The 7071-nt window shown below is 60.7% G+C and carries 6 protein-coding genes; 5 read left to right on the top strand and 1 reads right to left on the bottom strand.

The genetic code is table 11. The annotated features are described in order from the left end of the window. Positions 1-159 precede the first annotated feature (159 nt). On the top strand, positions 160-450 hold the full coding sequence (locus tag QQJ84_RS14700; protein WP_284259058.1) for a type II toxin-antitoxin system TacA family antitoxin: 291 nt from the start codon (positions 160-162) through the stop codon (positions 448-450). Further along, positions 447-950 (top strand): GNAT family N-acetyltransferase, encoded by a 504-nt coding sequence (locus tag QQJ84_RS14695; RefSeq protein WP_284259057.1) that lies wholly within the window; start codon positions 447-449, stop codon positions 948-950. The genes QQJ84_RS14700 and QQJ84_RS14695 overlap by 4 nt, the downstream gene beginning before the upstream one ends. An 83-nt stretch (positions 951-1033) precedes the next feature. On the opposite strand, the gene QQJ84_RS14690 is transcribed toward QQJ84_RS14695, so the two are convergent. After that, positions 1034-1465 (bottom strand): transposase, encoded by a 432-nt coding sequence (locus QQJ84_RS14690; RefSeq protein WP_284259056.1) that lies wholly within the window; start codon positions 1463-1465, stop codon positions 1034-1036. Between QQJ84_RS14690 and QQJ84_RS14685 the strand changes: the two genes are divergently transcribed. The 3 genes from QQJ84_RS14685 to QQJ84_RS14675 all read left to right on the top strand — a co-directional run bounded on the left by QQJ84_RS14685 (position 1429) and on the right by QQJ84_RS14675 (position 6555). Further along, positions 1429-1872, top strand: coding sequence for a hypothetical protein (locus QQJ84_RS14685; RefSeq protein WP_284259059.1), 444 nt, complete (start codon positions 1429-1431; stop codon positions 1870-1872). The two genes, QQJ84_RS14690 and QQJ84_RS14685, sit on opposite strands and share 37 nt — an antisense overlap. Before the next feature lie 63 nt (positions 1873-1935). After that, positions 1936-2109: a hypothetical protein gene (locus QQJ84_RS14680; RefSeq protein WP_284259055.1), complete on the top strand. Its 174-nt coding sequence runs from the start codon at positions 1936-1938 to the stop codon at positions 2107-2109. A 438-nt stretch (positions 2110-2547) separates the two neighbouring features. Further along, positions 2548-6555: a DEAD/DEAH box helicase gene (locus QQJ84_RS14675; protein ID WP_284259054.1), complete on the top strand. Its 4008-nt coding sequence runs from the start codon at positions 2548-2550 to the stop codon at positions 6553-6555. The last annotated feature ends 516 nt before the right edge of the window (positions 6556-7071 follow it).

The following is a 7071-nucleotide window of genomic DNA, read 5'->3' as shown; positions in this document are numbered from 1 at the left end:
CTTGCCTCAAAACGGGGAATCATATTCCATATCTTCCGGGAAGAAGGGCCGTCGAGCACCGCTTACTTTTAGCCGCAAGCGACAGATCGGGCTGGGGCTGTGATCGGCCTTGAATGATACGGCAATATGCCGTATATGATGGGGCCGAAGGAGCCTCCTATGCCCAAGCCCCACATCGAAGCCGAGACCGCGCGATTGGAAGCGCGCGTCCCAGTCCAGGTCTACGACCAGATGCAGCGCGCTGCCCGTCTGCGCGGCATGACCTTGACCGGTTATCTCATCGCCACCGCTGGCGAGGACGCCCGCCGCGTCGTCGAGGACGCCGACATCATGCGCCTCGCGCGCGAGGACCAAATCCGCTTCGCCGAGGCGCTGATCAATCCGCCCCAGCCGAACGCGCGGCTGGCGCGCGCGGCGAAGCGCCATGCCGAGCTGATCGAGCGCCGGTGAGCGCCCGCTTTGTCATCGAGCCGCTGGCGAAGGCGCACCAGCGGGCGGATTTCACCTGCGGCAACGACCGGATCGACGGCTACTTCCGCGAAACGGTCTCGCAGGACGTGAAGCGCAAGTACGCCACCTGTTTCGTCGCCAGGGAGATCGCGACGGACCGGGTGGCAGGCTTCTACACGCTGTCATCCAGCAATGTGCCGTTGACGGATGTGCCCGAGCCGCTGGCAACGAGGCTGCCACGCTACCCGACCGTCCCGGCGGTGCTGATCGGCTGGCTTGGCCGACACCGCGACTACGCCGGGCAAGGGCTCGGAGAAGCCTTGCTGTTTGACGCCATCAAGACCGTGGCCACAGCGCCGATCGGCGCCCACGCCATCTTCGCCGACGCGATCGACGACCAGGCGGCGGCCTTCTATGCGGCCTTCGGCTTTACGCCCTTGGTGCGGCGTCCGCGCACGCTTTATCTGCCGGTGGCGACGGCGTTGAGCCTGATATCGTAAGACCCGGCAACGCCCGATCGCGCTGCTCCCGCCTGCCGCCACGAATGCGACAAGAGTCGTCAAAGTTGCAGCTAACAAGAGACTTATGATCCGACCATTGATTTTACACGGCTTTTTTCGATGGGTTGGAGGGTGACCTCAAAGCCGAGCTTGGTGAGCTGTTTGACGAGGCGTTTGGCTTCGAAGTCGGTTGACCGCCGATCGAAATGATCTGCGCCGAGATCGGCGTGTGCGACTTCTTTTTTCAGCATGTGGTGGATGGCGCTGAGCATGGACGCGGCGACGGCGCAGATCGCCTTCTTGGCACCGTCCCGGGCTTTCAATCGTTGGAATTGGGCGCGATAATAGCTATCCTTCTTTTTGACCGCCGACCACCCAGCCTGGACCATGGCCGTCATGAGCCAAGGCGCGCCCTTTCTCAGCCGCGAGGACTTCCGCTTGCCGACGCTCTCGTTTTGGCTAGGGCAGAGGCCAGCCCATGCCAAGAAGTGTCCGGCGCTGGGGAAGCAGCTCATGTCCTTGCCAGTCTCCGCCAAGATGGTGGTGCGGACAAGGCGCTGACGCCGGGCATGGTGCACAAGAGATTGATCAGGGATCGAAAGGTGCCGTTACCCGCCTCCACTTCCCCATCCATGCGTTCGATAGCCGCCGCCACCTCCTGATCGATCTCGATGATCGACTGGTCCAGGGCGTCTTACTGACCAAGGTAGAGCTTGAGCATAAAGCGATTGTGGTCCGGCAGCGCAGCCGAGTCTACGCTTGGGAAAACCGCGTCATTGCCACACTTGACCCGAGTTTTGTCTCTTTTCCGGCAGCCCAGGGGATGGTGAATGCGATCTGGTCTGAGATGGAACTTTTGTATCCGCCAAAGGTCGAATCTTTGCCGAAACAAGCCAAGGCGACGGTAGCAACCGCAACCTGACTTTGCATCCGTTTGCCGGATCGGCTGCCCTCATGGTGTCTGCTCCATGAAGTCGCCCACGCCATGACGACAACTGCCGAGGGTTGGTCCGACGGTCATGGCGCCGCGTTCATGGGGGTTTATCTGCGGCTTCTCGCGCGCTACTTGCGCCTCGATCCGGCTGATCTTGCTCGTTCGGCCCGGGATGTTCACATCAAAATCGTGGACAACGCCCGGCAAGCATTCGCGGATGTATAAGGGCAGACTCTGAGGTTGAGGGGACTGCACCAGGCGAACCAATCATGTCGGAACAGCCGAATGCTGGTCCATTGCGGGCGATGATGACCAGGACTTCCATAGCCGCACGGGGCAGGCTGCCGGGTTCGGGCAGAGCGGTCCGCAGACCGATGAGGAGGTCCGGGGCGGTACGAAATGTCCAGCCATCGCCGGCTTCGACCAGCACGCCCCCATTGTTATCGATCGACAAGGCAAATGGGCTGGCTTTCGCCATTCCTGAAATGTAGTCTCTGCCCTGCCATGAAAGATGATGTCCACGCTCCCGCCGCCGCTGAACTTTGGGAGAGATATGGGAGGCTGTCTGCCGGTGCAAAGCAGATCCTCCGGCTGAAAAGCCTTGTTTTCTTGCCAACCAACAAATCGGTTTTTCAGGATTGCCTGATCCGATCCGGGTTGCGCATGCCGAGCGGCAAAGCCTGGTCGAATGGTACCATTAATCCGGTTCTCGACGAGCTACAACAAGCCAAACTGCTCACCGGGGACCTTGCCTGCGCGCCATTGCTCCTGCACCCGGTGACGATTGACGCAGTGGCCTCAGCGCAGGGGCAGCTGATGGCCGAGGCCGTGCAGCGGGCGTTTACATTGCCAGTGCGGTCATCGTCATACGGTTATAGCGCGTCATTCAATTTCGACTTGGCGCAGCGGCTGCTGCGCGTGGCAATCTATGTGAATGACGAAGTTGCGTTCCGCACCTATTGTGACCTGTTCGATCAAATCAACACGCCCTATTTGACGGCGGATTTTTTGCCGGTCGCATTTCAGGACGCGACATTCTCACTCGATTGGGTGACGAGCCGGCATCCGGTGATCCAGCTTGCGCTGTTCGAAGCAAAGCTTGCCGCCGCCGCGCTTGGCGCCGTCCCAGATCCTGCGCTGCCGACGCTGCTCTTGCATTACCGGAGTTTGGCGGATCGTCCGGAGTTTGCGCCCGTCCAGCTGGTGTTGATGTCTTATGATCTGCGCCAAGCACGGTTGGATGATGTCCAGCGCGGGCTGTCAGAGATTCAGGACATGCCGCCGGTGGTGCGGGCCGCGATGGCAGGGACGCTGGCTTTTTTGCAGGGTGATCATGGCGTAGCCATCGAGCACTTCAGAACGGCTCTAAAATTGCGGCGTAAGGCAGTTGGCAAACGGAAGGTGTTCCTGGACGGCGTGCATGGTCCATTTTTCATCATGGCCATGCTCGCAACCAATGACGGGGCATACCATGGCGATATTCAGTCCGGGCTTGACGCCGCCGCCGCCACGCCGTCGCATTATGGCGCCGGCTATGCGGCGCTACAGGCGCTGTTATGGCTGGTGCAGGGGCTCGAAGCCAAGGCATCCGTCCTGATCAGAGGTTTACGGGCGGCCATGCCGACCGAACCGACCTCGGCCGCATGCATCGCGCTGGCGGAATGGTTCGTGGATCGGGAGCGAGCCGGCAAATTTCGCGATGACAGCCTCGCGCGTTTTACGCAATTGCAATCGTCGGTGCCGCTATTGGCAAGAATATTCGCCGAACTTTTGACCGAGGTGACGCCGGATGCAACGCCCTATCAGGCCTATCTCGATTCCGTCGGCAGTGGCGTAATTTTGCGTTTCACGCGGTTGGTGCAATTCCGTGCGCCGTGGGCGCGCGCCTTGGAGAGCCTGGATGCGTTTCTGGGCGGGAGTGCACAAAAAAAACTGCCGGGCCCGGGCCAACGCCAGGCGCGGCGGCTGGCCTGGTTCGTCGATTTTGCGCGCTGGCAGATCGATGTGGTCGAACAAACTCCCAGAGGTCAGGATGGCTGGACCGATGGCCGTCCCGTGGCGCTGAAACGCCTGTATGAGCGCGACCAAAAACTCGATTACCTGACGGATGCGGATATCGCCGCACTGCGCACCATGCGCAAGGATGCCGGCGGGTGGTATGGGGCGGTTAATTATGAGTTCGATGCCAAGCGGACGGTCCTTGCTTTGGTCGGCCATCCGGTCGTTTTCGAAGCCCGGCAGCGGGCCCGGCGAATTGAGCTGGTCAGCTATCCGCTGGAACTGGTGATAACCGCCGCGGGCGATGGCTACCGGATCGCCCTGTCGCACACCGCGAGCGAGGCCACGATCTTCATCGAGCCGGAAACACCGACGCGCTATCGTGTGGTTGAGTTTCCCACGCGCATGCTGACCGCCAATGAAATTCTCGGACCGGGTGGGTTGGTCGTTCCCAGTGCAGCCCGCGATCAGGTCATCGCGATGGTCCAGCGCGACAATCCGACATTGCCGATCCGCGCCGAGATTAGCGAGGTTGTCTGCGCGTCTTTGCAAGGCGAGACCAGGCCGGTGATCCAGATCACGCCGCATGAGACGGGGGTAAGGCTTAATCTCGTCGTGCGGCCATTTGGGGATAAGGGACCGGCTTATATCGCCGGGTTGGGTGGGCGTTCGGTGCTGGCGGTGATTGACGAACAGCAGGTTCGGGCCAGCCGTGATCTGGCGCGCGAGGTGAGCGAGCGGGCGGCGCTGATCGCCGGGTGCCCGACGCTGCGCGATCGGGCGGGGACGGACATACATGAGATCATGGTCGATGATCTGGAGGGCAGCCTCGAATTGCTGTTGGAATTGCAGGCCTATGCTGGCCCGATTTCAACCGAATGGCCGGAAGGCCGGGCGATGCGGGTAAGCGGGGTGGGGGCCAAGGGGCTCCGGCTGCGGGTAGAGAAGGATCGCGACTGGTTCAACGTCACCGGCGACGTGACGATCGACGAGGGTCAGGTATTGGAGATGCAGTTCCTGCTGGATCGGTTGGAACGTACACCGGGCCGCTTCGTTGCCTTGGGTGATGGCCAGTTCATCGCCTTGACCCATCAGATGCGAGCACAGCTGGCACAGCTGGCTGGCGTGTCGGAAGCGCATAAAGGCGGGCGGCGCGTGCATAAATTCGCTGCGCCCGCGCTGGACAATGCGCTCGCCGGGAATGCGGATGTGACCGTTGACACCGCCTGGAAACAGCATGTCGCGCGCATCCAAAAAGCCGCGGGCTGGACCCCGCAGGTGCCGGCCAATTTGCAGGCTGAATTGCGCGACTACCAGCTCGAGGGGTTTGTCTGGCTCTCGCGCCTGGCGCGCTGGGGGGCGGGCGCTTGTCTGGCCGATGATATGGGCCTCGGCAAGACGGTGCAGGCGATCGCCGTTATGCTGGAGCGCACGGCGGAGGGGCCAATTCTGGTGGTCGCGCCGACGTCCGTATGCCCGAACTGGATTTCTGAGATTGTACGTTTTGCACCGACGCTGAATCCGCTGCGCTTTGCCACAGCAACCGATCGCGTCGCTCTGGTGGCCGGCCTTGGCAAGCGCGACGTGCTAATCTGCAGTTACGGGTTGCTGCACCAGGAGAGCGATCTGCTGGCAAGCCGGGACTGGTCGATGCTGGTGCTCGACGAGGCGCAGGCGATTAAGAACGCACAGACCAAGCGGGCGCGGGCCAGTGTTGAAATCCGGGCTGGCTTTCGCCTGGCGCTGACCGGCACACCGATCGAGAATTATCTTGAAGAACTTTGGAGCCTGTTCAATGTTCTCAACCCCGGCCTGTTGGGCAGCCGCGAGGCGTTCCAGAAGCGTTTTGCCTTGCCCATTGAGCGCGACCGCGATGCCAACGCGCGCCAGACCCTGCGCACGCTGATCCGGCCATTTCTGTTGCGCCGGACCAAGGCAGCCGTATTGAGTGAATTACCCCCGCGCACGGAGCAGACGATCACCGTCGAGATGAGCGAGGGGGAGCGTGTGTTCTATGAGGCTTTGCGCCAACGCGCGCTGGAGAAAATCGAGGCGCTGGAGCCGGAAAAGGGCAAGCGTAAGATCCATATTCTTGCTGAAATCACCCGGCTGCGCCGCGCCTGCTGCAACCCGGCACTGATCGACCCCGGTGTCGGCGTGCCGAGCGCCAAGCTAGAAGCCATTCTGGAATTGGTCGATGAATTGCTGCGCAACCGGCACCACGCCCTGGTCTTTAGTCAGTTCGTCGGGCATCTGGCGTTGCTGCGCACCGCACTTGATGCGCACGGCATTGCATACGAATATCTCGACGGCAGCACGCCATCGGCGGAGCGTGAGCGCCGGGTTGCCGCATTCCAGGCCGGTGGAGCGTCCCTATTCCTGATCAGCCTGCGCGCGGGCGGCACCGGGCTGAACTTGACCGCTGCGGATTATGTTCTGCATCTGGACCCGTGGTGGAACCCCGCGGTTGAGGATCAGGCCTCGGACCGGGCGCACCGCATTGGTCAGGACCGGCCTGTGACCGTCTACCGGCTGATCATGCAGGACAGCATCGAGGAGAAAATTCTTATGCTACATCGCGACAAGCGTGACCTTGCAAACGATCTGCTGGAAGAGGGGGAAACAACGGCGCGCCTGAACGAGGACGAATTGCTGGAATTAATCCGTGGCTGAGGATATGAGCGCGACAAAACATCTTGAAGCGATCGCGCGTGAATTGACCGCCAGCGGGGCGTATCGCGTTCTCCGGCGTTTGCAGCGGCGCACTATAGTTGAACCGAACGATGGAACACCCACTCGGTTGGGGTTTCCCTTGGATATTGAAACCATGTGTATGGCCCCTGTCGGTCGTCGTTATCTACAGTACCATTGGTCGGGGCATGTCTGATCTGCGCGATGATGTGGCGCGATTGGGTTGCAGCCTGAGCCTTTGTCGAATTCCTTTAATTTGTAGACTCGCCGCTCACCTAACTGTCTGATGCGGCGACTTTTTGCCAACTGGCAATTTCCCGTAATCTGTAGACTGGTCCGCTTAAATAGTAGACTCGGTCTTCGAAGGAAGCTTAGCTATTTCAAATAGTTAAATCAGTTGAGTCTACTTATTACGGGATAACTGCCGTTAATTCGTAAGCGATGCCCCGCGGCCCTGTGATTTAGCTTTGACTTTTGCGTCAGGGTGTGGCTGTCGGT

The sequence above is a fragment of the Acidocella aquatica genome, assembly GCF_030160635.1.
Taxonomy (GTDB): domain Bacteria; phylum Pseudomonadota; class Alphaproteobacteria; order Acetobacterales; family Acetobacteraceae; genus Acidocella; species Acidocella aquatica.
The sequence above is the reverse complement of the archived record's forward strand: the minus strand, read 5'-3'. Positions and strand labels throughout refer to the sequence as shown.